Origin of the sequence: Collimonas sp. OK412 (genome assembly GCF_900112135.1) — a bacterium.
Lineage (GTDB): Bacteria > Pseudomonadota > Gammaproteobacteria > Burkholderiales > Burkholderiaceae_D > Collimonas > Collimonas rhizosphaerae.
Window position 1 is genome coordinate 330396 of record NZ_FOLC01000001.1, and the last position, 24118, is coordinate 354513.

Genomic DNA, 24118 nt, shown 5'->3' on the forward strand with positions numbered 1-24118 from the left:
AAGCGCTTCAATCGCAGCTAGACACAGGCTGAAAAGGCGATTATCTTGATATTCAGGCACTCCCGCCAAGTCGCATTCCTACTCATAAAAAAAGTGACGCTACGTAAATGGGGCAAGTGGCTGTTGCTGGCCGGTTTGTTAGGGTTATTGACGCTTGTAGCCCGGCTGGCCGGTAACGAGTTGCGCTCATCGCAATGGCAAGCGCGGCGGCTGTCCGAACTTGGCCGCGAACTGACATTCAAACTTGAGCCCGGGGCAAGCGCGGCTATCCGTTTTCCTAAATCCGGCCCTTACGACGAACGTCTCGGCTATAGCAGGATTCCCGCTTTTACCGAATATCTGATCAAGCACGATTACCGGATTACGCAACAAGCGCGGATCTCGCCCAAGCTTGCGGAGCTCGCGGACAAAGGCATTTCCCCGGCCTACCGCGAGAAGAACCGGGCGGGCCTCGATTTGTTGGACTGCAATGAACAGTCGTTGTATTCGGAACGTTTTCCCGAACGCAGCTATAGCGATTTCGAGCTGGTGCCGCGCCTGCTGGCAGACACGCTGCTTTTTATAGAAGACCGCGATTTGCTCACTACCCGCTATCCGTTGCGCAATCCGGCGATCGACTGGGGCCGTTTCGCCAGGGCCGTCTTCGACCAGGGTTTGCATGCGCTCGATAAATCGCACCAGACGCCGGGCGCCAGCACCCTGGTTACGCAGATCGAAAAATACCGTCATTCGCCTGAAGGCCGCACCGCATCGCCAAAGGAAAAATTGCGGCAGATGGCGTCGGCGTCGATCAGAGCGTATCTGGGCGGCGAGAACACGCTGCCGGCGCGGCGGCAGATCGTGGTGGATTACCTGAACACGGTGCCGCTTGCCGCCAAGCCCGGCTATGGCGAGATCGATGGTCTGGGCGACGGCCTGTGGGCCTGGTACGGCCGCGATTTCGCGGAGGTCAACCGGCTGCTGGACGGCAACCCCGGCCTGGCAGCCAATCCCGATCAGCTACAGCGCAGGGCAGAGGCATTCAAGCAAGCGCTCTCGTTGATGATCGCGCAACGCCGGCCATCGTATTACCTGCGGGAAGGCGCGGCCGACCTGGAGCAACTGACCGATAGCCATTTGCGGCTGCTGGCGGCAGCGGGAATCATTCCGGCGGCGCTGCGCGACGCGGCGTTGCCGGTCAAGCTGAGCCTGCAGCAAAAACCTGTCAGCGCGCCGCCGATCTCATTTGTCACGCGTAAGGCGGTAACTGCATTGCGCGCGAATCTTTCCGGCTTGTTGCACGTTAATCACCTGTACGACCTGGACCGTCTCGATCTCACCGCGGCGACCACCATGAACGGCGAGATGCAGCGGGAGGTGACGACCGTGCTGCGCCAGCTCAGGAAACCGGCTAACGCAAAAGCGGCGGAACTGTATGGGCATAACATGCTCATCCCCGGCGACGATCCGGACAAGCTGATTTTCAGTTTTACGCTGTTCGAACAGCGTGGCGGCGCCAATCTGTTGCGCGTGCAGACTGATAATTTCGACCAGCCTTTCGATATCAACGAAGGCGCCAGGCTCAACCTGGGATCGACCGCCAAGTTGCGTACGCTGATTACCTATCTTGAAATCATCGCCGATCTGCATCAGCGTTACGCCGGCATGACGCCGCAGCAGCGCGCCGGGCTGCAAGTGGAGAAGGAGGATGTCTTGAGCCTGTGGGCGCTGGCTTACCTGGCGCAGGCGCGGGACAGCGGTTTGCCGGCGATGCTGGAAGCAGCCATGGAGCGCCGTTACTCGGGCAGCCCGGGGGAAACATTCGTGACCGGCGGCGGCGTGCAGACATTCACGAATTTCGAATCTGAAGAAAACTACAAAGTGATGACGGTACGCGAAGGTTTCCAGCAATCCGTGAACCTGGTTTTTGTGCGGCTCATGCGCGACGTCGTGCGGCACTACAAATTCAAGATGGCTGGCGCCGGTTCGGCGTCGCTGGACGGCGAGAACGCAGCGAAACGGCAGGAGATACTGTCTCGCTTTGCGGATAAGGAAGGGCGTCAGTTCATGGTTCGCTTCTACCGCAAATACCACGGCAAGACGCCTCAGGAATCGCAAGAGCTGCTGTTGGAAAACCTCCATCCGGCGCCAGCCCGGCTGGCCACGATATTCCGCAGCATAGCGCCGGACGCGGATCTGCAGCATTTTTCTGACTTCATGCGCAAGCAGTTTCCCAAAGACGGCTTGTCGGAGGACAAGTTGGCTGCGTTGTATGCGCAGTACGGGCCGGATAAATTTTCACTGGCCGATCGCGGCTACATCGCACGCATCCATCCGCTGGAGTTGTGGCTGCTCGGATTCATGCGCCAGCATCCGGACGCGACGCTGACGCAAACGCTGGAGGCCAGCCGTGATGCGCGCCAGGATGTCTACGCCTGGCTGTTCAAGACCCACAATAAAAATAAGCAAGATAAACGTATCCGGCAAATGGTGGAGCTGGAAGCGTTTCTGGAGATCGGCCGCGCCTGGCGGCGGCTCGGTTATCCCTTTGAATCCCTTACTCCCTCTTACGCAACCGCGGTTGGCGCGTCGGGCGACCGGCCTGCGGCGCTGGCGGAATTGATGGGGATTATCGTCAATAAAGGCATGCGTCTGCCGCTCAGGAAATTGCAAACCCTGGAGCTGGCGCAAGGCACGCCTTATGAAACGCACTTTGATAATAGCGGGCCGGCGGCGGAACGGCTGTTGCCCGAAGAGATAACGGACGTGGTGCGCCGTTCTCTGATCGACGTGGTGGAGGGCGGTACCGCCAAGCGCCTCCAGGGCGGCTTGCCGTCACGCCATCCGAACGGCAAGCCGCTGGGAGTCGGCGGAAAAACCGGCACCGGCGACCAGCGCTTCGAGGTCTACGCGCCCGGCGGCAGACTGGTTTCCTCGCGCGCCGTGAACCGTTCAGCCACGTTCGTGTTTTTTATCGGCGATCGCTTCTTCGGCACCATGACCGCCTATGTTCATGAACCCTATGCGGCCAGCTACAAGTTCACCAGTGCGCTTTCGGTACAATTGCTCAAATCGCTGACGCCGACCTTGCTCCCCATGATGGAAACGGACGCAGGCAACCCGTCATTGGCCTGCCGGCATTGACTGTCCCGGTTTTGCTTTTTGCAAGTGATGCCTTGGGGCCTGTATCATGTCGCACATCATGCTGCACAATAACGATAGAATAAATCTCATGGCTACCCCACTCAATCCGTCCGAACTGAAGCAATCCGCGATCAACATCAAGACACGCTTTGTTGCAATTTCGTGGCGTGACCTGGCGATCAGCTTCGGTCCGATAGCCTTGCTGGTGGTAGTCGCCATCTGGCTGGCGATCTGGCTGATCCACCCGGCGCCGCCGAACACCATCACGATGATCACCGGCCCCGAACACAGCAATTTCTGGAACACGGCCGAGAAATACAAGAAGATCCTGGCGCGCAACGGCATCAAGCTGAAGATCGTGACTTCGGAAGGATCGCTGGATAACCTGAAGAAGCTGAACGATCCGCATTCCGGCGTCGATGTCGGTTTTGTCCAGGGCGGCGTGGCGGGCGACTTGCCGATCGGCCAGCTGGTGTCGCTGGGTAGCATTTCCTATGTTCCGGTGTCGGTGTTTTACCGCGGCCGCGAGCGCATCAACCGGCTCTCCGAGCTGGAGGGCAAGCGGGTAGCCATCGGCATGCAGGGCAGCGGCTCGCGGGTGCTGGCATTGACGCTGCTGAAAGCGAACGGCATCGAAGCCGGCGGCAAGACCGAGCTGCTCGACATGGGCGGCGACGAAGCCGCGCAGGCGCTCACCGACAGCAAGATCGACGCCGCTTTCCTGATGGGCGACTCTGCCTCGCCGCCGACCATGGGCAAGCTGTTGCACACGCCTGGCATCCGTCTTCTCGATTTTGCCCAGGCGGGCGCTTATGCACGCCGTTTCAGCTACCTGAACGAGCTCAATATCCCGAAGGGAGTGTTCGACCTCGGCCAGAACATTCCCAGCCGCGACATCCGCCTGATCGCCCCGACCGCCGAACTGATCGCCCGCGACGACCTGCATCCGGCGCTTTCCGATTTGCTGATTGACGCCGCCAAGGAAGTGCACAGCGGTCCCAACGTGCTGCAGCGGGCCGGCGAATTCCCGGCGCCGCTGGCGCATGAGTTCCGCATCAGCGACGACGCCACGCGCTACTATAAATCGGGCAAGGGTTTCTTCTACCGCACCTTGCCGTTCTGGCTGGCCAGCCTGGTGGACCGTACCCTGGTGGTGCTGTTGCCGATCATCTTGCTGCTGATCCCGGGTTTCAAGCTGGTGCCGCTGCTTTACGGCTGGCGCATCAAGTCGCGCATCTACCGCTGGTACGGTATCTTGATCGCACTCGAGCGCGCAGCGGTGGTCGATACCGACACGCCGGAACAGCAGGCGCAATTGCTGAAGCGGCTCGACCATATCGAGGAATCGGTGAACCGGATGAAAATGCCGCTGGCTTTTGCCGATCAGTTCTATGTATTGCGGGAGCATATCGGTTTTGTGCGCAACCGCCTGCTCAGCCGCAGCTGAACTTAACCTTTGCACGCGGCCGGTTTATCTAGCACATTACGAATGGCTATGGCGAGCGTGGTTGTTAAAACATCTTTACAAATTGCCGAGCAGCATCGGTTATGATTTCACAGGTATTTGTCAATCGAGCAGAGGTGAGCCATGAGATTTCCCGTTCCTGTTATGTGCGCGTTGCTGTTTGCGCAATCCACGCCGGCGTTTGCGGCGCTCGGTGCGGCTGCCGGCCCGGCCGCCGGCACCGTCCAGGCCGACAGTGTTGCGCGCGCCAAGGCCAGCGCCAGCGCCCGCGTGACCAGCTACAACGGCTATACGGTCAGCGAAGTGGTGGAGCCTTCGGGCACCACGGTACGGGAATATATCGGTGCGGACAACGTGGTGTTTGCCGTCAGCTGGCAGGGGCCGAGCATGCCTAACCTGCAGCAATTGCTGGGCAGCTATGCCGAGCAATTTACGGCTGTCGCCAGCGCGCCGCACCAGGGCCGGCGCGCCGTCGCGATCCAGTCGGACCAGCTGGTATTGCGTTCCGGCGGCCACATGCGTTCCTTTGCCGGCAGCGCTTACGTGCCTGCCTTGCTGCCGCAAGGCGTGACCCCTGACAATATTCGCTGACCGGAGATGACCATGCGCTTTCTGACGTATCTGCTGTGCCTGCTCAGCACTCTGTTTCTGTTCGCCTGCGGCGGTGGCGGCGGCTCCGACGGCGGCACCACGCCGACGCCTACGCCGCAGCCGATCCAGAATGTGCAGGCCCTGGTAATCGATAACGGTCCCGCGGGCGCCTCCGGTTCCGTCAACGCACCCTATGTCTCGCTGACCATCTGCCAGCCCGGCAGCAGCACGCAATGCCAGACCATCGACCATGTCCTGGTCGACACCGGATCGAGCGGCCTGCGCATCATGTCTTCGGTCCTGGCCGGCAGCCTGGCGCTGCCGTCGGTGGCCAGCGCCAACGGTAGTCCGCTGGCTGAATGCGCGCGTTTTGCCGACGGTTATAGCTGGGGCTCGGTGAAGCAGGCTGACTTGCGCATCGCCGGCGAGGTGGCCAGCGGCATTTCGGTGCACGTCATTGGCGACAGCGCATTCCCGACAGTGCCTAGCGGCTGCTCCGGCAGCCTGGTGGCGGAAAACACGGTAGCAGCGTTCCATGCCAACGGCGTGCTCGGCATCAGCACCTTTATCCAGGATTGCGGCGCGGCATGCGCCAGCCAGGCCTTGGAAGGCTGGTACTACTCTTGCCCGAGCAGCAACAACTGCACGGCAACCACGCTGGCGGTCAACAAGCAAGTCGGCAATCCGGTCGCTGTTTTCCCGCAGGATAACAACGGTACGGTAATTACGCTGCCGTCAGTCGGCGCCAGCGGTGCGTCCGGCGTCACCGGTTCGCTGGTTTTCGGCATCGGCACGCAAACCAATAATGCACTGGGCAGCGCCGCCATTTACACCTTGAACAGTTCCGGCAACCTGAGCGCCTTATATCAGGGACAGGTCATGCAGGCATTTTTTGACAGCGGTTCGAACGGACTGTTTTTTGCCGATTCGACGATCCCCGCCTGCACCAGGAGCCAGGGGTTTTACTGCCCGACGTCCACGCTGAGCCGGAGTGTGGTGAATACCGGCCTGAACGGCCGCAGCAGTACCGTCAACTTCAGTATCGTGAATGCCGATGCGCTGTTCCAGGCCAACCCGAACAACACGGCATTCAACAACATTGCCGGCGGCGCGGCGTTCAATTCGTTTTTCGACTGGGGACTGCCGTTCTATTTCGGACGTTCGGTCTATACTGCGCTTGAAGGCGTGTCGGCCAGCGGCACGACAGGGCCATACATAGCCTATTGAACGGGTATCCTGGATGATCAAAAGGGGCGCATCATGCGCCCCTTTTTTTTTTGCCCGGCAGCCTCGCCGTTACCGGCTGGGCAGGAAACGGGAAGGGTCTACCGGCTTTCCCTGGCGGCGGATTTCGAAATACAGCTTGACTGCGCTGCTGTCGGATTTCCCCATCTCGGCGATCTTCTGGCCCTTGCTGACCATCTGTCCTTCCTTGACGACGATGGTCTTGTTATGGGCATAGACCGACAGCAGGTTGCTGTTGTGCTTGATGATGACCAGGTTGCCGTAGCCGCGGATGCCGCTGCCGGAATACATGACCTTGCCGGCGGCGGCGGCCAGCACCGGCTGTCCCAGCTGGCCGAATATGTCTATCCCTTTTTTGCCCTGGCCGGAGCCGCTGCTGGACTGGCCGCTTGCCGGCCAGCCCCAGTCGACCGGATCTTTTTCATCGCTGGCGGCCGGCGTGGCGTCGGCGCTGTCTGTGCTGCGCGGGCTGGCTTTGCTGCCGGTGCCGCTGCTGGAGGCGGCGCTGGCGGCAGCGCCTTGCGGCAGCACCCGCAATACCTGGTCTACCTTGATGTCATTGGGGTCCGACAGCCGGTTCCAGGCGATGATGTCGCTGTTGCTGCGGCGGAATTTGCGCGCAATGCTGGATAACGTATCGCCCTTTTGCACGGTGTAGTAGCCGGGCCCGCTCGGTTGCGCCGGGCCGGAACCGGACGGGGTGCCGCAGGCGGTGAGGGTGGCCAGCAGGATCAGCGCTAGGCTGGCGCTCCTGATTCTGTTGCGTTTTCTTGGGCTGGATGTTTCGGTATTCTGGACCAACAATGACATTCCTCTGATCAATCGATCTCGCTTTGGTTAGGCAATGGCAGGCGCCGTTGGCGCCAGCGACGCATCTTCTGACCTTGTCCGGCGCAACTAGTTGCGTGTTTTGCATTCATTGCCGCTTGAATTGCGCCGATGTTGCCGTTTTTTCTAGAGGCTTGAGGATATCTCAATTGTGCTGGCGGGGTAAATGCCGGCAGTAATCCGGGTTAGGCCGGCAGTGACTTTCGGGTAGCTGAGAAGCTCTTGTGTTGATGCTAGTAAAGCAACTGTTTGTACCCGTTTCCTGTTCTCTGTTACGTTACATGTAACGTATCAATCGACGTTTGGCGACTTCAGTCCGGCATCGTCGGCATCCTGCCGAAAATCAGCTTAGTCTTTGATTTTTAAGGATTTATTGTATGTATTAATTATAAGCGCCGATGTGAATTTCCCATTTATCCAGAGGTTTCCCGGTTGGCATGTTCTTTGCGGAATAGACAAGCAGGGACAACCGGTTCGAACTTTCAATAAAAGGGGAAACACATCATGAAAACATCAAAGGGCAGTTTGATTGTCGCATCGTTGTTATTGACCAGTTTGCTGGCTGGTTGCGCTAGCGGAGGCGGCGAACTCGGTAAATCGCTGGGTTCCGGCTCTGGTGCCGGTGCCGGCACTGGTGCAGGCGGCGCAGGCGGCGGCACTGATGGCGGCGGTGGCGGTACTGGAGGCGGCGCTGACGGCGGTGGCGGCGGTGGAACAGGTGGTGGCGGAACAGGTGGTGGCGGAACAGGTGGTGGCGGAACAGGCGGTGGTGGAACAGGCGGTGGTGGAACAGGTGGCGGTGGAACAGGTGGTGGTGGAACAGGTGGCGGTGGAACAGGTGGCGGTGGAACAGGCGGTGGTGGAACAGGCGGTGGTGGAACAGGCGCTTCGGCCAATTTCCTCTCCAATGCCGGCACAGCCATATCCGGCACGGGCGCTGCGCTGGGAACGATAGGCAATACCGTAATCAACAACGTGCCGTTGCTTTCGACCGACGCAAAAAGCGGCTTGGCCGGCGTGGTTAACAACGGCACCGGCATTGTGTCTACCTTGGGCGCCGGCGTCACCAACGGCCTCGGCCAGCTCGGCACCAATCCGAACGCCCTTGGCACCACCCTCGGCAGCACCGGCGGTGTGGTTACTCAAGTGGGGAATACAGTACAAAGCGCCGGACAACTCGTGTCCGGCCTGGGCAGCGGGCCGCTGGCGCCCCTTGCCGCCGTGACCACGCCATTGGGCGGCTTGGTGACGCAGGTCGGCGCCGCGGTCTCCGGGCTGGGAGCGCCGTTGACCTCGGCCCTGACTAGCGGTCCGGTGCAGCAGGTCACCCAGACCGTCACCCAGGCGATCGTGCCGCTGACCAGCACGGTGACAACCCTGACGCAGACAGTCGGCAATGCAACCGGCCTCAACCAGCCTGTAAACAGCTTGCTGACGGCGGCGGGCGGCGGTGTTTCCAGCTTGGGCGGTGCGCTGACCGCGGCTAATGTGCCTGTGGTCAGCACCCTTGGCGGCGTAGTCAGCGGTGTCGGCGCTACTGTAGCGGGCCTTGGCACGAATGCCCTGGTCGGCACCGGCCAGCCTCTGCTGGGTAACCAGACCGGCGGTTTGCTGAGTGGTTTGACCGGCGCGGTCGGTGGCGGAACCGGCTCGGCCGGCGGCCCATTGGCGCCAGTGACTGGTTTGCTGAGCGGCTTGACTGGCGCAGTCGGCGGTGCAACGGGCGCCGGCGCCGGTCCATTGGCCCCGGTCACCAATCTGGTTAGCGGCCTGACCGGGGCCCTGAGCGGCGCTGCAGGTACTGGCGCAAGTCCCTTGGCTCCGATCACTAATCTGGTGAGCGGCTTGACAGGTGCTCTGGGCGGCGCCGCAGGCACTGGCGCAAATCCTCTGGCCCCGGTCACCAACCTGGTAGCCGGCCTGACTGGCGCGGTCAGCGGTACAACCGGTTCGACTGCCGCCAGCCCTCTGGCTCCGGTCACCAACCTAGTTAGCGGCCTGACCGGCGGCAAAGCCGCGACCGGCGCCACCAACGACCCGCTCGCTCCGGTGACAGGTTTGCTGAGCGGATTACTGGGGGGAACCGCCAAGAAATGAGCCATGTTGTCTGGTAGTCCAAGGAAGCCCTGGCAGCGCCAGGCTTCCTTGATTCAAGGCTGGATACATAGCAACCTTCTGAGGTGGAATCATGAGAGCCGAACAAATAGTCGATCTGATCGCTTGCGCCAGCCCACAAGCGCAGGTGCCGGGGAACGATCTTCTGATAGGAATGCTGGCTCGTGAAATTGCGGCGCTGTCGTACAAGCTGACCGAGCAGGAGTTATATCGTCTGATAGCCGTTGGCTCGCTGGTGTATGAACGCGGACGGCGCGGCAGGGCGTGACTTGCAGAATGCAGCTCGTCAGTATTGATGGAATGCGTCCTGTTGTTATTGTCTAATGCGGGTCGGCACTGGAGCAGACCAGGTTGCGGCCCGCCGACTTGGCTGCATACAGTGCCTTGTCCGCTGCCTGAATCAACTCAAACGGAATATTGCCGTCGCGGACCGGGACAAAGGCGTCGACACCGGCGCTGATCGTGACCACGCCGGTATTGCTGCCGGGATGCCGGATGTTCAGGTCGCTGATGGCAACCCGGATCTTTTCCGCTACCGCAACCGCGCCAGCCAGATTGGTATCGGGCAGCAGCACCACCATCTCTTCGCCGCCATAACGCGCCGCCAGGTCCCCAGGGCGGTTCTTGCTGGCTTTCACGACTTCGCTGATCTGCCGCAGGCATTCGTCTCCAGCCAGATGTCCGTAGATATCGTTATATTGTTTGAAGTAATCGACATCGATCATCACCAGCGCCAGCGGACTCTCGATGCGCATGGCGCGGCTGAATTCGTCGCGCAGCGCATTGTCGAACTGGCGGCGGTTGGCGAGTCCGGTCAGGCTGTCTTGCAGGGCCAGCTGCTCCAGGTGGTGGTTGAGGGCTCGCAGCGATTCCTGGACGCGCAGCAGGTCAGCTTCTGCCAGCAGGCGCAACTGGATCTGGTGAACCAGGCGCCAGCCGAGCAGGCCCAGCGCCAGCGTCAGCAGCATGGCGCCGAACAGGTGCAGATAGGCATCGGCGCGCCACTCGGTCAGTACTTCATCCTTGGAACGCGCGACGGTCACGAACAGCGGGTATTGCTGCAGATGGCGATATGCGATCAGCCGCTCCACGCCGTCCTGGCCGGATTTCATCATGGCGGTGCCTACCGCGCTCCTCGATGCGTAGTCGCGGTAGATGGGGTAGTTGGACAGGTTCTTGCCGATGGTGTCGTCCATCATCGGCCGCCTTACCAGCATGGTGCCGTCATTCAGGCTGAGGAAAATGGAGCCGGCGCGGCCGATGTCGAAACTGTCGTAATATTTCTTGAAGTAATCGATGTTGATGGTGCCCAGGACCAGGCCGGCAAAACTGCCGTCGGCATGGTTGAAGCGGCGCGAGACGGTGACGATCCAGGCGCCGGTGGAGCGGCTGCGTATCGGCGGCCCGATATACGGTCCGCGTCCGGTGTGGCTGCGATGGTAGCGGAAATACTGGCGGTCGGCATTGTTGACCACCGGGACCGGGCCGGTGCGCGCGTTGGCCAGCCATAACCCGGTTTCATCGTAGATCGACAGGTCGTTCAGCTGCGGCAGTTCGGCGATATGCTGGATCAGCAGTTTGTGCAGCCGTTCCAGCGAGGCGCTGCCGGCGCCTTCCACTTCCAGCCGCTCGACCAGGCCCACCAGCACGGTGTCGGTTTCCTTGATCGTGTCGTCGGCATGCTGCGACAAGGCGCGTGCAAGATTGGTTGTGGCGATTTCGGTTTCATGCAGCTCGATGTTGCGCGCATTCCAGCTGCGCCACACTTCGACCGACATCAGCGAGACGCACACCAGCAACACGAAGACGGTCGCCAGATAAGTGATCGGCAACGACTTCAGCGCAGGGTGCGCTGGCCGGAGCGCGATAGCGATGGGGATGTTCATCGTTTGTCCAGTAGCGCGCAGGCCTTTGCTTCAGCTTGGTCGTATTCCCTTGCGATATTCTGTAGGAGAAGTCCACATGTGCTTGCGGAACAGCTTGGCGACATGCTCGCCGCTGAACAAACCGCAGCGCCGCGCTATCTTGTCGATCGGCAGGTCGGTCTCGGTCAGTTGCTGGCGTACCGCTTCCAGGCGCAGGTTCCGCAAGAAGTCATGCGGAGTCTGACCGGTTTCGCGCTTGAACTGGCGCACGAAATTACGTTCGCTCATGGAGACGAAATTGGCAGCGTCGACCACGCTGACGGGCTCCGCCAGGTGCTCGACAAACCACAGCGAGGCGCGGTGGATCTTGCTGACCTTGACCGGATCGAAGGCTATCGTCGCCTGGCTGGCAGGCGGGGTGTCGCGCCGCCGCTGGCAGACCACCAGGCTTTGCGCCACGCGCTGCGCAACCGCAGGGCCGAGATCGTTTTCCAGCAGGAGCAGCGCCAGGTCGGCTGCCATGCCGACATCGCAGGACGTGAAAATTCCATCGTCTTCGCTGATCTGCGCTTCGCGGTCGATTTTGATTAGCGGGAATTCGCGCGCCAGCTTGTCCAGCAGCGCCCAATGCGTGGTGGCGCGCCGATTGTTCAGGAAGCCGGCGGCGCCGATCACGAATACGCCGGTGCAGATCGCGGCGACGCGGCGCACGCTGTTGCGCATCTGCTGCAGCCAGGCAATCAGGTCGGGATCCCGGTAAGCTTCGAAGTTTCCGGTGCCGCTGGCGATGAGCAGCGTATCGAATTGATGTTTGCAGAACGACGCCAGCGATGAGGTCATGATCTGCACCGACGCTGACGACATGATCATGCCGCCGGCGATGGAGAGAACGGAGACGGCGTAGCGTGTGGTACCTGGGAATACCGTGGATATCAGCTTGTCGCCGATCCCAAAGACATCTGCCGCGCCAACTACGTCAGCCAGCACGACCCCTTCGAACACGATGATCCCTATATGCCTGGTTGAGCTGTTGCTGCCCATCACTTCAAGTGTCTTTGCGCACTCGATATCCATGTGATTCTCCCCTGCTAGCGATCTACCTTTTTTGCATTGCCGGAACGCAATTTTTTATTGGTAAATTACTATTCCCTATTCTGCTACAAAATTGGCTTTTGTCCAGAAAATGATTGTTAAATATGGTTATTTATGTGGCGCGTTTACACTAGTTTTTTATGGCAATAAAAAATCTTCATACGAAAACCCGCTGTGTCCTTCAATGTTAATTTCTGTATGGCATTTAATTGAGGTGTGATGAGTGCCTAACGTGTTTCGTCCCGCGCTGCTTCCATTTCTTTTGCACATGATGCCGCCTTCAATTCGACGAGCTGTAGCGTTCATGCTTGCTTTTCCTTTCGTCCAGCGCGTCGTGCAAGCGCGAGTTCTCCAGCGTCAGTTCCGCCACGATCTGCTTCAGCTTGGCGTTCTCTTCCCGCAGGCACTTCAGGTCGTGCGGATAAGCCTGCAGGCCGTTATACTGTTTTTTCCAGTTGAGAAAAGTGCGTTCGGAAATCCCGGCTTGCCGGATCACATCGGCCAATGGCATGCCGAGCTCCTCTTGCTTGAGAGCGGCAGCAATCTGGCTGCTTGAGTACGGAACATGTTTCATGGCATCCCCCGTATCTCTTCTTAGCGGTCTTTTAATCCCGATAGGTCGGACAGCTTGTCCAGGCCGAGCCGTGCGCGTATTACCGGATCCTTGTACTGATCGCCTATGGTGTTGATGTTGTTCTGGCCGACGACGCCGGTTGACGCTGCGGCAGCCGGCATGGGCGCGGCAGGCACGCCGGCTCTTTCCATGCCGGGACAGGAACGTCCGGTGGATTCAACCGCTTTCCGGTTTGCTTCGCTTTGGCACAGCAGGGCAAGTGCGACATCGTTCAGGCCCATGGCGCGGAATTCCCTGGAATCGAGGCGGCGTACGCAAGCCTGGTCGACCATGGTGGTGCCGCCGGTGGCGCCGAAACCTGTGAACGACAAGCCGAACGATGCTGAACCCATGCAGGTGTCGGACAGGGTTGTCGTCAGCGATGGCGCAACGATGTTCGGCACGGTCTTGACGGAATAACTGCCGCCGTAGTCAACCGTGGTCTTGGTGTTGTTCGCGCTGCTGCCCGGGTCACCTGCAGCGCTGCTGGTGCCGGTTCCTGCTCCTGCGGATGTTCCGGCGGCGGATGCTCCCGTTCCCGATGTGGAAACGGATACGCTCACGGTTGAATTGCCGCCGGTGCCTGAGCCGCCGGTTGCACTGCCGCCATTGGTGGCAGATGCGCCATATGTTCCAGATATCGTGTTGGAAGCGGTGCCGCCTGCTGCCGTGCCGCCTGCTGCCGAGCCGCCGACGCCGCCCGCGCCGCCAACCGCAGTTGCAGTCGATGTGGATGTGGTGGTAGGTGTCGTCTGTGCTAGCGCCGGCACTGTGAAGGTCGAGGCTACCAGGATGCCTATAAGTATGCGTTTCATGGCTTCTCCATCGTGATGGTTGGTTTTATAAACGAGAGGGAAAAATTTCTCTTCCCTCTCGCAACTCATAGCTAACCGAGCCGTTGCCAGTTGTTGTTATTGATTGCCGGCTTTTGCCGAGGAGAATGCACTGCCGCCAAAACCGCCGTTGCCGGCAGTAGCATTGCCAGATCGGGCGCCGCCGGCGAACACGAAGCTTCCTGCCGCGCCGCCGGTATTGCTAACGCCGCTAATCGATGCATCTGCGTTGCCGGTCCATGAGCCGCTGGTTCCTCCGCCTGAAGTGGCATTGCCGTTATAAGCTTGCGTACCGCCAGTGGCGCTGGATGAGCCAGCGCCGCCTGTGGAACTGCCAAACCTGCCAGCGTCGCCGCTGCTGCCGCCAGTGCCGGCGCCGCTGCTGGTTCCACCGGCTGTAGTTGCGCCGCCGGACGCCGTGCTGCCGCCGGCGCCGGTCCAGTTGCCGCCGGTATTGGCCAGGCCGCCGGTAATGGTTTGGGTTGCATTGCCGCCCGTTGCCGTGCCGCCAGTGGCCGATCCGCCGGTTGCGCCGCCGGAAGATGCCGATCCGCCTGCACCGCCTGCGCCACCGACCGACACTGCGGTTGCGACGCTAGTGGTTGTGACTGTACTAGTGCTTGTATTTGAACCCGAAGATTGATGGGCGAATGCAGAGACGGCGAACAGTGAAGCTATGGATGCGGCAATAATTTGCTTTTTCATTTCTGTTTCTCCTTGGAGTGGGGACATCATTCACAAGATTGTCTTGCCCATGCGCCCCTGGGCATCGACAAGTGTTACTACAAATAAAAATCATCTCGTCAGCGTGCCGTGCATAAGAAATGTGCCGGATGAGAGCGATATTCTTATGCTGCAACAAGCGTTGCGAAGGCCTCGCCGAACTAAACGAAAATGTCTCTTTTCGACAGGACAAAGCGTGATCGAAGTATTGCTGTGGTTTGGGCGCGATCAGCGCAGGGCACGTCGAGCGAGTGCACTTACGTTGATCTGATCATAGGAGTGCAAAACCTAGTATTTGCGACAAAACCTTGTCGGCTTCGGACAGGCAAGTTGGCCGGTTTGGCTAATGTTTTTCCGTGCTGCATCATGGGGCGCCAATAAAAAAAACATAAGAATGCGATGTCACTCTTGGCGCATGGATTGGCGTAGCTGCGAATCATGCCGTGCGGGAAAACTGTCGAGAGAACGTGATGTCCGGTTTTGACAAGGCGTAAAACAAGCATGTGCAGATTCCGGATTGTTGCGTTGAAATTGCATGTGGAGCGCCACATTCCGCATGTGATGCGCGGGCAGATTTTTATGCGAAGCGGGTTGTGCATCACGGTGCTGTGCTGTTTTTTTTTGCGATCGGCATAGGTCTCGGTAGCGTGAATTTTTTACGCGGTCGCGATTATCGGATATATTGCCGCATGTCAATTTGTGTCCCGCTGCCAAATGCTGCCGGAGCACTCAATCCAAATCGAAAAGCCAGCCATGAATATTGCGGAATTGTTTTCTCTCGCGGCCATCTGGGGCGCATCGTTTCTTTTCATGCGCATTGGTACGCCGGAATTCGGCCCGGTGCCGTTGATCGCCTTGCGCGTCGGCATCGCCGCGCTGGTGCTGCTGCCGGTATTGCGTTCGGCTGCCGCGCGCGGTCAGGTGCGCAGCAAGTTGTGGCCGCTGCTGGTGGTCGGCGTCACCAATTCAGCCTTGCCGTTTTCGCTGTTTGCCTACTCGACCTTGTATGTGAATGCCGGTTTCGATGCCGTCTTGAACGCCACCGTGCCGTTATGGACCGGCCTGATCGCGTTCGTCTGGCTGAAAACGCCGATGAGCCGGCCGCAGGTGATCGGCATGCTGGTCGGCATGGCGGGCGTGGTGGTGCTGGTGTGGGACAAGATCGGCGAGGGGCAGCCCGGAGTCTGGCTGGCGACCGGCGCCGTGCTGCTGGCTACGCTGTCCTATGGTTTCGCGATCAACTATTCGAAAACCCGCCTGGCCGGCGTTCCGCCTTTTGTCGTGGCCTGCGGCAGCCAGCTGGCGGCGACCATGGTGCTGTTGCCGCTGGCAGTACTGTATTGGCCGGCGGCGCCGGTATCCAGCACCGCCTGGTATTCAGTGCTGGCGCTGGGAGTGCTGTGCACCGGCGTGGCCTACGCGATCTTCTACCGCCTGCTGGACCGCGTCGGCTCGGCTTATGCGGCTTCCGTGACCTTCCTGATCCCTATCTTCGGCGTGGTCTGGGGCGCCATTTTCCTGAAAGAGCAAGTAACGGCCGGCATGATCCTCGGCTGCCTGGTCATCTTGCTGGGAACTGCGCTGGCGACCGGAAAACTGGATCTGTCCGGCTATCTGCGCGGCAAAGCGGCTAAATAATAGCTAAACAATTTCCAGCTTTGGCTTTTCCGGCGGCCGGCAATACGTGAATATAAGCAACACGCCAGGGGCCGGAATGTCATTTTCACGACGTTCCAAGGTATTGGCGGGCTGCTTCTATGGCATAATCAAGAGCTAAATTCACTGTTTTGCGCGGTCTCGAAGCCGCCCTGGATCATGCTTAAAACGCTCTACGATAAACTTTGGGAATCCCACGTCGTCCATACCGAGCAGGACGGCACGGCGATTCTGTATATTGATCGACATCTTTTGCATGAGGTCACCAGCCCTCAGGCTTTCGAGGGGCTGAAGCTGGCCGGCCGCAAGCCATGGCGGCAGTCGGCCAACCTGATGGTGGCCGACCACAACGTGCCCACTACCGGCCGCGCCAACGGCATCGCCGACCCGGTCTCGCGCCTGCAGGTGGAAACCCTGGACGCCAACGCCAAGAGCTACGACCTGACTTATTTCGGCATGAACGACCATCGCCAGGGCATCGTCCACGTGATCGGTCCTGAGCAGGGCGCGACCCTGCCTGGCATGACCGTGGTCTGCGGCGATTCCCACACGTCGACCCACGGCGCCTTCGGCTGCCTGGCGCACGGCATCGGCACCTCCGAAGTGGAGCATGTGCTGGCTACCCAGACCTTGCTGACCAAGAAATCGAAGTCGATGCTGGTGCAGGTCGACGGCGTGATACCTGCCGGCGTGACCGCCAAGGATATCGTGCTGGCCGTGATCGGCCGCATCGGCACCGCCGGCGGCACCGGTTACGCGATCGAATTCGCCGGCTCGGCGATCCGCGCGTTGTCGATGGAAGGCCGCATGACAGTCTGCAACATGGCGATTGAAGCGGGCGCGCGCGCCGGCATGATCGCCGTCGACGACACGACGCTGAACTACGTCAAGGGCCGGCCGTTTTCGCCGGCTGGGCCGCATTGGGAACGCGCGGTGACCTACTGGCGCACCCTGCATTCCGATCCGGGCGCCAAATTCGACATGGTGGTGACGCTGGACGCAGCCGAAGTCAAGCCGCAGGTCACCTGGGGCACTTCGCCCGAGATGGTAGTGGCGGTGGACGGCCGCGTGCCCGATCCGGACAAGGAAAAAGACGCCACCAAGCGCGACGGCATGGAAAAGGCGCTGGCTTACATGGCGCTGAAACCGAACACTGCGATCGAAGATATCCGCATCGACAAGGTATTCATCGGCTCCTGCACCAATTCGCGGATTGAAGACCTGCGCGCGGCGGCGGCAGTGGTGCGCGGCAAGTTCCGCGCTTCCAACGTCAAGCTGGCGATGGTGGTGCCGGGTTCGGGACTGGTCAAGGAACAGGCCGAACGCGAAGGCCTGGACAAGATTTTCAAGGACGCCGGTTTCGAATGGCGTGAACCGGGCTGCTCGATGTGCCTGGCCATGAATGCGGACCGGCTGGAGCCGGGCGAGCGTTGCGCGTCCACCTCGAACCGCAATTTCGAAGGCCGCCAGGGCGCCGGCGGCCGCACCCACCTGGTCAGTCCGGCGATGGCTGCCGCCGCTGGCATCGCCGGCCATTTTGTTGACGTGCGTGCTTTATAACCTGTTCGCTATACCATTATTACGGAAGGACCAAGATGAAAAAAATAGTCACCCTGTGTGTTTTGCTGGCCAGCGCCTATGCATTGAGCGCTTGCAATACTTTCCACGGCTTCGGCAAGGATGTGGAACACGTCGGCGAAAAAATTCAAGGCAAGTGATCGCCTCGCGCTAGCGGGCAAATTGGAATAAAAGAGATGAATAAATTTACTGTACTGGATGGCTTGGTAGCGCCGCTGGACCGCGCGAACGTGGATACCGACGCGATTATCCCGAAGCAGTTCCTGAAATCTATCCAGCGGACCGGTTTCGGCCCGAACCTGTTTGACGAGTGGCGTTACCTGGACCATGGCGAGCCGGGCATGGATAATTCACGCCGTCCGCTGAATCCGGATTTTGTCCTGAACCAGCAACGCTACCAGGGCGCTTCGATCCTGCTGACCCGGAAGAACTTCGGCTGCGGTTCGTCGCGCGAGCATGCGCCTTGGGCGCTGGACCAGTACGGTTTCCGTGCCGTCATCGCGCCTAGCTTTGCCGACATTTTCTTCAACAACTGTTTCAAGAACGGCTTGCTGCCATTGGTGCTGCCCGAAGCGCAGATCGACCGCCTGTTCGACGAAGTCAAGGCATTCCCCGGTTATCGGCTGCAGATCGATCTCGAAAAGCAGCTGGTGAGCACCGCCAACGGCAACATTGCGTTTCCGTTTGAAGTGGGCGAGTTCCGCAAGTATTGCCTGCTGAACGGTCTCGACGATATCGGCTTGACCCTGCGCCAGTCCGACAAGATCCGCGATTTCGAGGAGCGCCATCTGTTTGCGCAGCCTTGGCTGGGAAACACCATTTAAGCAGCTGGTCTGCACCCGTTTTTTTGAATTATTCAATCCAGGAAAAAATGAAGATAGCAATTTTGCCAGGTGATGGCATCGGTCCGGAAATCGTCGAGCAAGCGGTCAATGTGTTGAATGCGCTGGGCGAAAAATTTGAACTGGAAAGCGCGCCGGTCGGCGGCGCCGGCTATGCTGCGCACGGCCATCCGCTGCCGGAAGGCACACTGAAGCTGGCAAAAGAAGCTGACGCCATCCTGTTTGGTGCGGTCGGCGACTGGCAATACGACACCCTGGAGCGTTCGCTGCGCCCCGAGCAGGCGATTCTTGGCCTGCGCAAGCACCTGGGCCTGTTCGCCAACCTGCGCCCGGCGATCCTGTATCCGGAGCTGGCCAACGCCTCGACGCTGAAGCCTGAAGTGGTGTCCGGGCTGGATATCCTGATCATCCGCGAACTCACCGGCGATATCTATTTCGGCCAGCCGCGCGGTGTGCGCACTGCGCCGGACGGCGCTTTCAAAGGCGAACGCGAAGGTTTCGACACCATGCGCTACGCCGAGTCGGAAATCCGCCGCATCGCGCACGTCGCCTTCCAGGCGGCGCAAAAGCGCGGCAAGCGCCTGACCAGCGTCGACAAGGCCAATGTGCTGGAAACCTTCCAGTTCTGGAAAGACATCGTCACTGATGTGCATAAGGAATATCCTGACGTTGCGCTGGACCACATGTATGTCGATAACGCTGCGATGCAACTGGTGCGCGCGCCGAAGAAATTCGACGTCATCGTCACCGGCAACATGTTCGGCGATATCCTGTCGGACCAGGCCGCCATGCTGACCGGTTCGATCGGCATGCTGCCGTCGGCTTCGCTGGACGCCAGCAACAAGGGCTTGTACGAGCCGTCGCATGGTTCGGCGCCGGACATCGCCGGCAAGGGCATTGCCAATCCGCTGGCGACCATCCTGTCGGCCGCCATGATGCTGCGCTTTTCGCTCAACAAGGCGGAGCAGGCTGATCGCATCGATAACGCCGTCAAGAAGGTCTTGGCGCAAGGCTTGCGCACCGCCGACATTTATGAGGCGGGCACCACCAAGGTCAGCACCGGGGAAATGGGTGCGGCGGTGGTCAAGGCGCTGGGATAAAAAAATTTGGCAGGTGGGTCTGTCGTGGAGTGCGGGGCTTTTCCCCGATTTTGTTAGGGAATCATGATGAAACTGGTTGGTTTGGTCGGTTGGCGTGGCATGGTGGGTTCGGTCTTGTTGCAGCGTATGCAGGAAGAGGGCGATTTCGCCCATATCGAACCGGTATTCTTTTCAACTTCAAATGCCGGCGGTAAAGCCCCGGCGCTGGCGAAAAACGAAACAACGTTAAAAGACGCCACCGACATTGAAGCCCTGAAAAAATGCGACATCATCATTACCTGCCAGGGCGGCGACTACACCAGCGAGATTTTCCCGCAGCTACGCGCCGCCGGCTGGAACGGCTACTGGATTGACGCCGCCTCCACCCTGCGCATGAAAGACGACGCCATCATCGTGCTGGATCCGGTCAACCTCGATGTCATCAAGGACGGCTTGCAGCGCGGCGTGAAGAACTACATCGGCGGCAACTGCACCGTCTCCTGCATGATGATGGGCCTGGGCGGCCTGTTCCAGCAAGACCTGATCGAGTGGATGACCTCCATGACCTACCAGGCGGCTTCCGGCGGCGGCGCGCAGCACATGCGCGAACTGCTGACCCAGTTCGGTTCCATCAACGCCGAAGTCAGGGCGCTGCTGGACGATCCGAAATCGGCGATCCTGGAAATCGACCGCAAGGTGCTGGGCAAGCAGCACTCCCTGTCGGCCGACGAAACCAGGCAGTTCGGCGTGCCGCTGGGCGGCAACCTGATTCCCTGGATCGACAAGGACCTGGGCGAGGGCTTGTCAAAAGAAGAATGGAAAGCCGGCGCCGAAACCAACAAGATCCTTGGCCGCGGCGAGGGTTTCAGCAATGGCGGCAAGGTAATCCCGGTGGATGGCTTGTGCATCCGCATCGGCGCCATGCGCTGCCATTCGCAGGCATTGACCATCAAACTGAAAAAAGATGTGCCGCTGGACGAAATCAATGACATCATCGCCAGTAACAACCAGTGGGTGAAGGTGGTGCCTAATGACAAAGAGTCATCAATGCGCGACCTGACCCCGGCGGCAGTGACCGGCAGCCTGACAATTCCTGTCGGTCGTCTGCGCAAACTGCAGATGGGTGGCGATTATTTGTCAGCCTTTACCGTAGGCGACCAGTTATTGTGGGGTGCGGCAGAACCGTTGCGTCGCATGCTGCGGATTGTGCTGGATACCTGACTTGTTGCAGTAGTTGTGATATTGTTGCCGACTTGCAATATGGCCCGCTAAGTATTTTCTTGAAGAAAGTCTTGGCGGGCTTAGCGTATCTGTCTGTATTGGCAGAATGTTGTTACGCTAATGTGCAAGTGCTTCATAAATGGGATCGCATTTGCGAAGCGCCAGACTAATGTCAATCTGGATATTGATTTTTAAAAAAACTGGGTACAGTATTTGCTTTCAGCAAGATTTGTTTCCTTATACGTCAACGGACAGTCCTTCATGCCACACAACATGCACCTGAATTCTTCGAATAAATTTATTTCCACCGGTTTAAAGACCCTCACCGCAGCCGTGGTTTCCACCCTGCTGATGGTGTCCAGCGTCGAGGCTGCCGGACTGGGTAAATTAACCGTGCTGTCCTCGCTGGGACAACCGTTACGTGCAGAAATTGAGCTTACCTCGGTAAGCGCGGACGAAGTCGGCACGCTGGTCGCGAAACTGGCCAGTCCGGAAACTTATCAACAAGCCAACATCGATTTCAATCCGGCCCTGATGTCTTTGCAGTTCGCCATCGATCAGCGCAATGGCCGCCGTTTTGTGCGGGTCACTTCGACCCAGCCCATCAATGAGCCGTTTGTCGACATGCTGATGGAACTGGGCGGCACCAAGGCGCGCCTGGTGCGCGAATACACCCTGTTGCTCGACCCGGCCGGCCAGCGCCAGGCCCAGCCGGCACAGATCGCCGCCGCGCCCGCAGCGCCGCGTGCTACGACCGGGGCTCTCAATGCGGCTCCTCGTTCGGCCCCGGCCCAGACCCAGACCAGCCAGGTACAGTCGCAAGGCGGCGTCGCTTCGACCATTACCGATGCTACCCGTGCAGCAGCCGCCAGGGCAGTCGCCGGCGGCGCGACTGCTCCTGCCGGCAGCGCAAGCAAGCCGGTTGCCTCGGCCTCGACTGCCGGCAGCCCTGCCAAGTCCTCCAGCGCAGCAGCGGCGCCTGCGAGTGGCGATTACCAAGTCAAGAAGGGTGATTCGCTGGCCCGCATCGCCAGCGAAAACCTGCCGGCCGGCATCTCGCTGGACCAGATGCTGGTAGCGTTGTACCGCAGCAACGAAGGCGCGTTTGTCGGCAAGAACATGAATCGCCTGCGCTCGGGCCAGATCCTGTCGATCCCGGATGCCGACAGCGCACGCAGCGTCAGCAAATCGGAAGCCCGCAACATAGTGCTGGCGCAATCGAACGATTTCAAGAGCTATCGCAACAAGCTGGCCGGGATGGTTGAATCGGCTGCGCCGAATGCGGCTGCCGAATCCAGGCAAAGCAGCGGCGGCAAGATTACCGCCAAGGTGGAAGAACAAGCCACGCCGGCCAGCGAGTCCAAGGACAAGCTGAAATTGTCGCGCGGTGCAGCCGCCGACGCCAAGGCAGCGGCTGCCGCTACTGCGGCGACAGAAGAGAAGATCGCACGGGAAAAAGCTGCCGCCGAAGCGCAAGCGCGCGTCAAGGAACTGGAAAAGAATGTCAGCGATCTGCAAAAGACGCTGGAATTGAAGAACAAGAACCTGGCCGACCTGCAAAACCAGGCTGCCAATGTGAAGCCTGCAACTCCTGCAGCGGCGGCGCCAGCCGCTGCCGCCGTCCCGGTCACCCCGCCGCCGGCAGCAACTGCGCCTGCGGCAGCGGTTCCTGCAGTGGCAGCCGTGCCGGTACCCGCGCCTGCCGCGGCTGAGCCAGCCGCTGTCAGCTCGGCTCCTGCCGCTATTGTCGATACAGGCGTCGCCAGCGCTGCGCCAGCCGCTGCGCCAACCCCGGCGCCGGCACCTGCGCCAGCCAAGCCAAAGGTAGCCGCACCGCCGCCACCTGAGCCGAGTTTCATCGAAAGCATTACCGAAAATCCATTGCTGCTGCCGGTTGGCGGCGTTCTGGTGGCTTTGCTGGCCGGGCTCGGACTGTTTCGTTACCGTCGCAACCGCGCGCGCCAGCAGGCTTTCCTGGACAGCAGCGGAGCACCGATGACAAATACCGGCCTGAAGGGCAACTCCCTGTTCGGTTCGACCGGCGGTCAGAGCGTCGACACCAAGAACAGCATCTTCAATTCGAATTTCGTGCCGTCGGTCAGCCACCTGGATACCAATGTCGACCCGGTCGCCGAAGCTGACGTCTATATCGCTTACGGACGCGACGCGCAAGCCGAGGAAATCCTGAAAGAAGCCCTGCGCAACCAGCCAAACCGCAATGCGATCCGCGTCAAGCTGCTGGAAATCTACGCCAACCGCAAAGATCCGCGCTCCTTTGAAATCCTGGCCAGCGAGCTCTACAGCCTGACCCGCGGCGAAGGCGAAGACTGGCAGCAGGCTGCCGCACTGGGCCTGAATGTCGATCCGGCCAACCCTTTGTATGGCGGCGGCAAGCTGCAGGACCAGGTGATTGCGAAGGCTGATGCGATTACCGCGCCGACCCAGCCGATGGATGGCCTCGACTTCAATTCATTGACAGCGCCAACCGAGCCGCACGCTGTTGCGCCGATTCCTGAGCTGGTGCAACCGGCTGCGCCAGCCCAGCTGCTGGCGCCGCTGACAGCCACCGAACTGGGCAAGCAAGGCAGCGCTGCAGCTGCGCCGCAAGCGGCTGACATGGATTTTGACCTGGAAGAACTCGGTAGCGAAACATCCGCCAACCAGAACACCGTGTTGCTGTCGGCTTCTCACGACGCCGGCAAATCCATGCTCGACGCGCTCGACTTCGAACTGGACCATAAGCCTGCGGCGGCTCCTGCCGCGGCGCCGAAAGCCGTGGAAAAGAGCGCTGCGCCGGCAGTGGCGTTCAGCTCGCTGGAACTGCCGGCAGGCGGCCAGCCTTCGAACTACGAACCGGCCCATGCCCACATTGATATTCCATCGGAAACCAAGCCGGCCAAGGCGCCGCCGGCACCTTCGTATGCCCAGCATGCGGAACCTATGGTCGCGCCGCTGGAGTTCAATCTGGCCGGCATGAACCTGGACCTGGACAGTGCGATCCATGCGCCAGCCGCCAGCGCTGCTCCTGCAGTGGCTGCAGTAGCTGACACTGCATCGTCGGCGACAGCCAATCCTGAAATGGCGACCAAGCTCGACCTGGCCGTTGCGTACAAGGAAATCGGCGACAAGGAAGGTGCTCGCGAACTGCTGGAAGAAGTCTTGAAGGGCGGTAGTGCAGAGCAGGTCGATGCAGCCAAGTCGTTACTGGCCAAGCTGTAACCAGTACAATACCCTTAGCATTTTGCTTTT

Annotated in this window: 19 protein-coding genes; 13 read left to right on the forward strand and 6 right to left on the reverse strand. The window is 60.0% G+C overall.

The window, feature by feature from the left end; all coding sequences use genetic code 11:
- The first annotated feature begins 93 nt into the window (after positions 1 to 93).
- The 4 genes from BM062_RS01415 to BM062_RS01430 all read left to right on the forward strand — a co-directional run bounded on the left by BM062_RS01415 (position 94) and on the right by BM062_RS01430 (position 6406).
- On the forward strand, positions 94 to 3123 hold the full coding sequence (locus tag BM062_RS01415) for a transglycosylase domain-containing protein (RefSeq protein ID WP_254784853.1): 3030 nt from the start codon (positions 94 to 96) through the stop codon (positions 3121 to 3123).
- An 88-nt stretch (positions 3124 to 3211) separates the two neighbouring features.
- Entirely contained in the window at positions 3212 to 4570 is a 1359-nt protein-coding gene (locus BM062_RS01420) for a TAXI family TRAP transporter solute-binding subunit (protein WP_092392722.1), read from the forward strand.
- Between the two features lie 141 nt (positions 4571 to 4711).
- The gene (locus BM062_RS01425) at positions 4712 to 5179 is read left to right on the forward strand and encodes a DUF2844 domain-containing protein (RefSeq protein WP_092392310.1); all 468 of its coding nucleotides are present in this window, start codon (positions 4712 to 4714) and stop codon (positions 5177 to 5179) included.
- Between the two features lie 12 nt (positions 5180 to 5191).
- The gene (locus BM062_RS01430) at positions 5192 to 6406 is read left to right on the forward strand and encodes a DUF3443 domain-containing protein (protein WP_175500843.1); all 1215 of its coding nucleotides are present in this window, start codon (positions 5192 to 5194) and stop codon (positions 6404 to 6406) included.
- A gap of 69 nt (positions 6407 to 6475) precedes the next feature.
- Here BM062_RS01430 and BM062_RS01435 read toward each other — a convergent pair whose 3' ends face one another.
- Positions 6476 to 7234: a peptidoglycan DD-metalloendopeptidase family protein gene (locus BM062_RS01435; protein ID WP_092392314.1), complete on the reverse strand. Its 759-nt coding sequence runs from the start codon at positions 7232 to 7234 to the stop codon at positions 6476 to 6478.
- A gap of 522 nt (positions 7235 to 7756) precedes the next feature.
- Here BM062_RS01435 and BM062_RS01440 point away from each other — a divergent pair.
- Positions 7757 to 9349, forward strand: a complete 1593-nt coding sequence (locus BM062_RS01440) for a collagen-like triple helix repeat-containing protein (RefSeq protein WP_092392316.1) — start codon at positions 7757 to 7759, stop codon at positions 9347 to 9349.
- Positions 9350 to 9440: 91 nt separating this feature from the next.
- Positions 9441 to 9635 (forward strand): hypothetical protein, encoded by a 195-nt coding sequence (locus BM062_RS01445; protein WP_092392318.1) that lies wholly within the window; start codon positions 9441 to 9443, stop codon positions 9633 to 9635.
- Between the two features lie 52 nt (positions 9636 to 9687).
- On the opposite strand, the gene BM062_RS01450 is transcribed toward BM062_RS01445, so the two are convergent.
- From BM062_RS01450 to BM062_RS01470, 5 genes are all read right to left on the reverse strand, one after another.
- Positions 9688 to 11253, reverse strand: a complete 1566-nt coding sequence (locus BM062_RS01450; RefSeq protein WP_092392320.1) for a sensor domain-containing diguanylate cyclase — start codon at positions 11251 to 11253, stop codon at positions 9688 to 9690.
- Between the two features lie 30 nt (positions 11254 to 11283).
- Positions 11284 to 12306, reverse strand: a complete 1023-nt coding sequence (locus BM062_RS01455; RefSeq protein WP_092392322.1) for a GlxA family transcriptional regulator — start codon at positions 12304 to 12306, stop codon at positions 11284 to 11286.
- A gap of 298 nt (positions 12307 to 12604) precedes the next feature.
- A complete protein-coding gene (locus BM062_RS01460) occupies positions 12605 to 12898 on the reverse strand; it encodes a transposase (RefSeq protein WP_092392324.1) in 294 nt (97 codons plus the stop codon).
- A gap of 20 nt (positions 12899 to 12918) precedes the next feature.
- The gene (locus BM062_RS01465) at positions 12919 to 13752 is read right to left on the reverse strand and encodes a hypothetical protein (protein WP_092392326.1); all 834 of its coding nucleotides are present in this window, start codon (positions 13750 to 13752) and stop codon (positions 12919 to 12921) included.
- A 96-nt stretch (positions 13753 to 13848) separates the two neighbouring features.
- Complete coding sequence (locus tag BM062_RS01470) at positions 13849 to 14475, reverse strand: hypothetical protein (RefSeq protein ID WP_092392328.1); 627 nt, start codon at positions 14473 to 14475, stop codon at positions 13849 to 13851.
- A 771-nt stretch (positions 14476 to 15246) separates the two neighbouring features.
- Here BM062_RS01470 and BM062_RS01475 point away from each other — a divergent pair.
- The 7 genes from BM062_RS01475 (at position 15247) to BM062_RS01505 (ending at position 24088) form a co-directional block, all read left to right on the forward strand.
- Positions 15247 to 16131, forward strand: a complete 885-nt coding sequence (locus tag BM062_RS01475) for a DMT family transporter (protein ID WP_092392724.1) — start codon at positions 15247 to 15249, stop codon at positions 16129 to 16131.
- Between the two features lie 177 nt (positions 16132 to 16308).
- The gene (gene leuC / locus BM062_RS01480; protein ID WP_092392330.1) at positions 16309 to 17709 is read left to right on the forward strand and encodes a 3-isopropylmalate dehydratase large subunit; all 1401 of its coding nucleotides are present in this window, start codon (positions 16309 to 16311) and stop codon (positions 17707 to 17709) included.
- Between the two features lie 35 nt (positions 17710 to 17744).
- The gene (locus tag BM062_RS01485) at positions 17745 to 17867 is read left to right on the forward strand and encodes an entericidin A/B family lipoprotein (protein ID WP_050808536.1); all 123 of its coding nucleotides are present in this window, start codon (positions 17745 to 17747) and stop codon (positions 17865 to 17867) included.
- A 36-nt stretch (positions 17868 to 17903) separates the two neighbouring features.
- Positions 17904 to 18551, forward strand: coding sequence for a 3-isopropylmalate dehydratase small subunit (gene leuD / locus BM062_RS01490; protein ID WP_092392332.1), 648 nt, complete (start codon positions 17904 to 17906; stop codon positions 18549 to 18551).
- Between the two features lie 47 nt (positions 18552 to 18598).
- On the forward strand, positions 18599 to 19669 hold the full coding sequence (gene leuB, locus BM062_RS01495) for a 3-isopropylmalate dehydrogenase (RefSeq protein WP_092392334.1): 1071 nt from the start codon (positions 18599 to 18601) through the stop codon (positions 19667 to 19669).
- A 66-nt stretch (positions 19670 to 19735) separates the two neighbouring features.
- Positions 19736 to 20869: an aspartate-semialdehyde dehydrogenase gene (asd, locus tag BM062_RS01500; RefSeq protein WP_092392726.1), complete on the forward strand. Its 1134-nt coding sequence runs from the start codon at positions 19736 to 19738 to the stop codon at positions 20867 to 20869.
- Between the two features lie 261 nt (positions 20870 to 21130).
- The gene (locus tag BM062_RS01505; RefSeq protein ID WP_092392336.1) at positions 21131 to 24088 is read left to right on the forward strand and encodes a motility hub landmark protein FimV; all 2958 of its coding nucleotides are present in this window, start codon (positions 21131 to 21133) and stop codon (positions 24086 to 24088) included.
- Positions 24089 to 24118 lie beyond the last annotated feature (30 nt).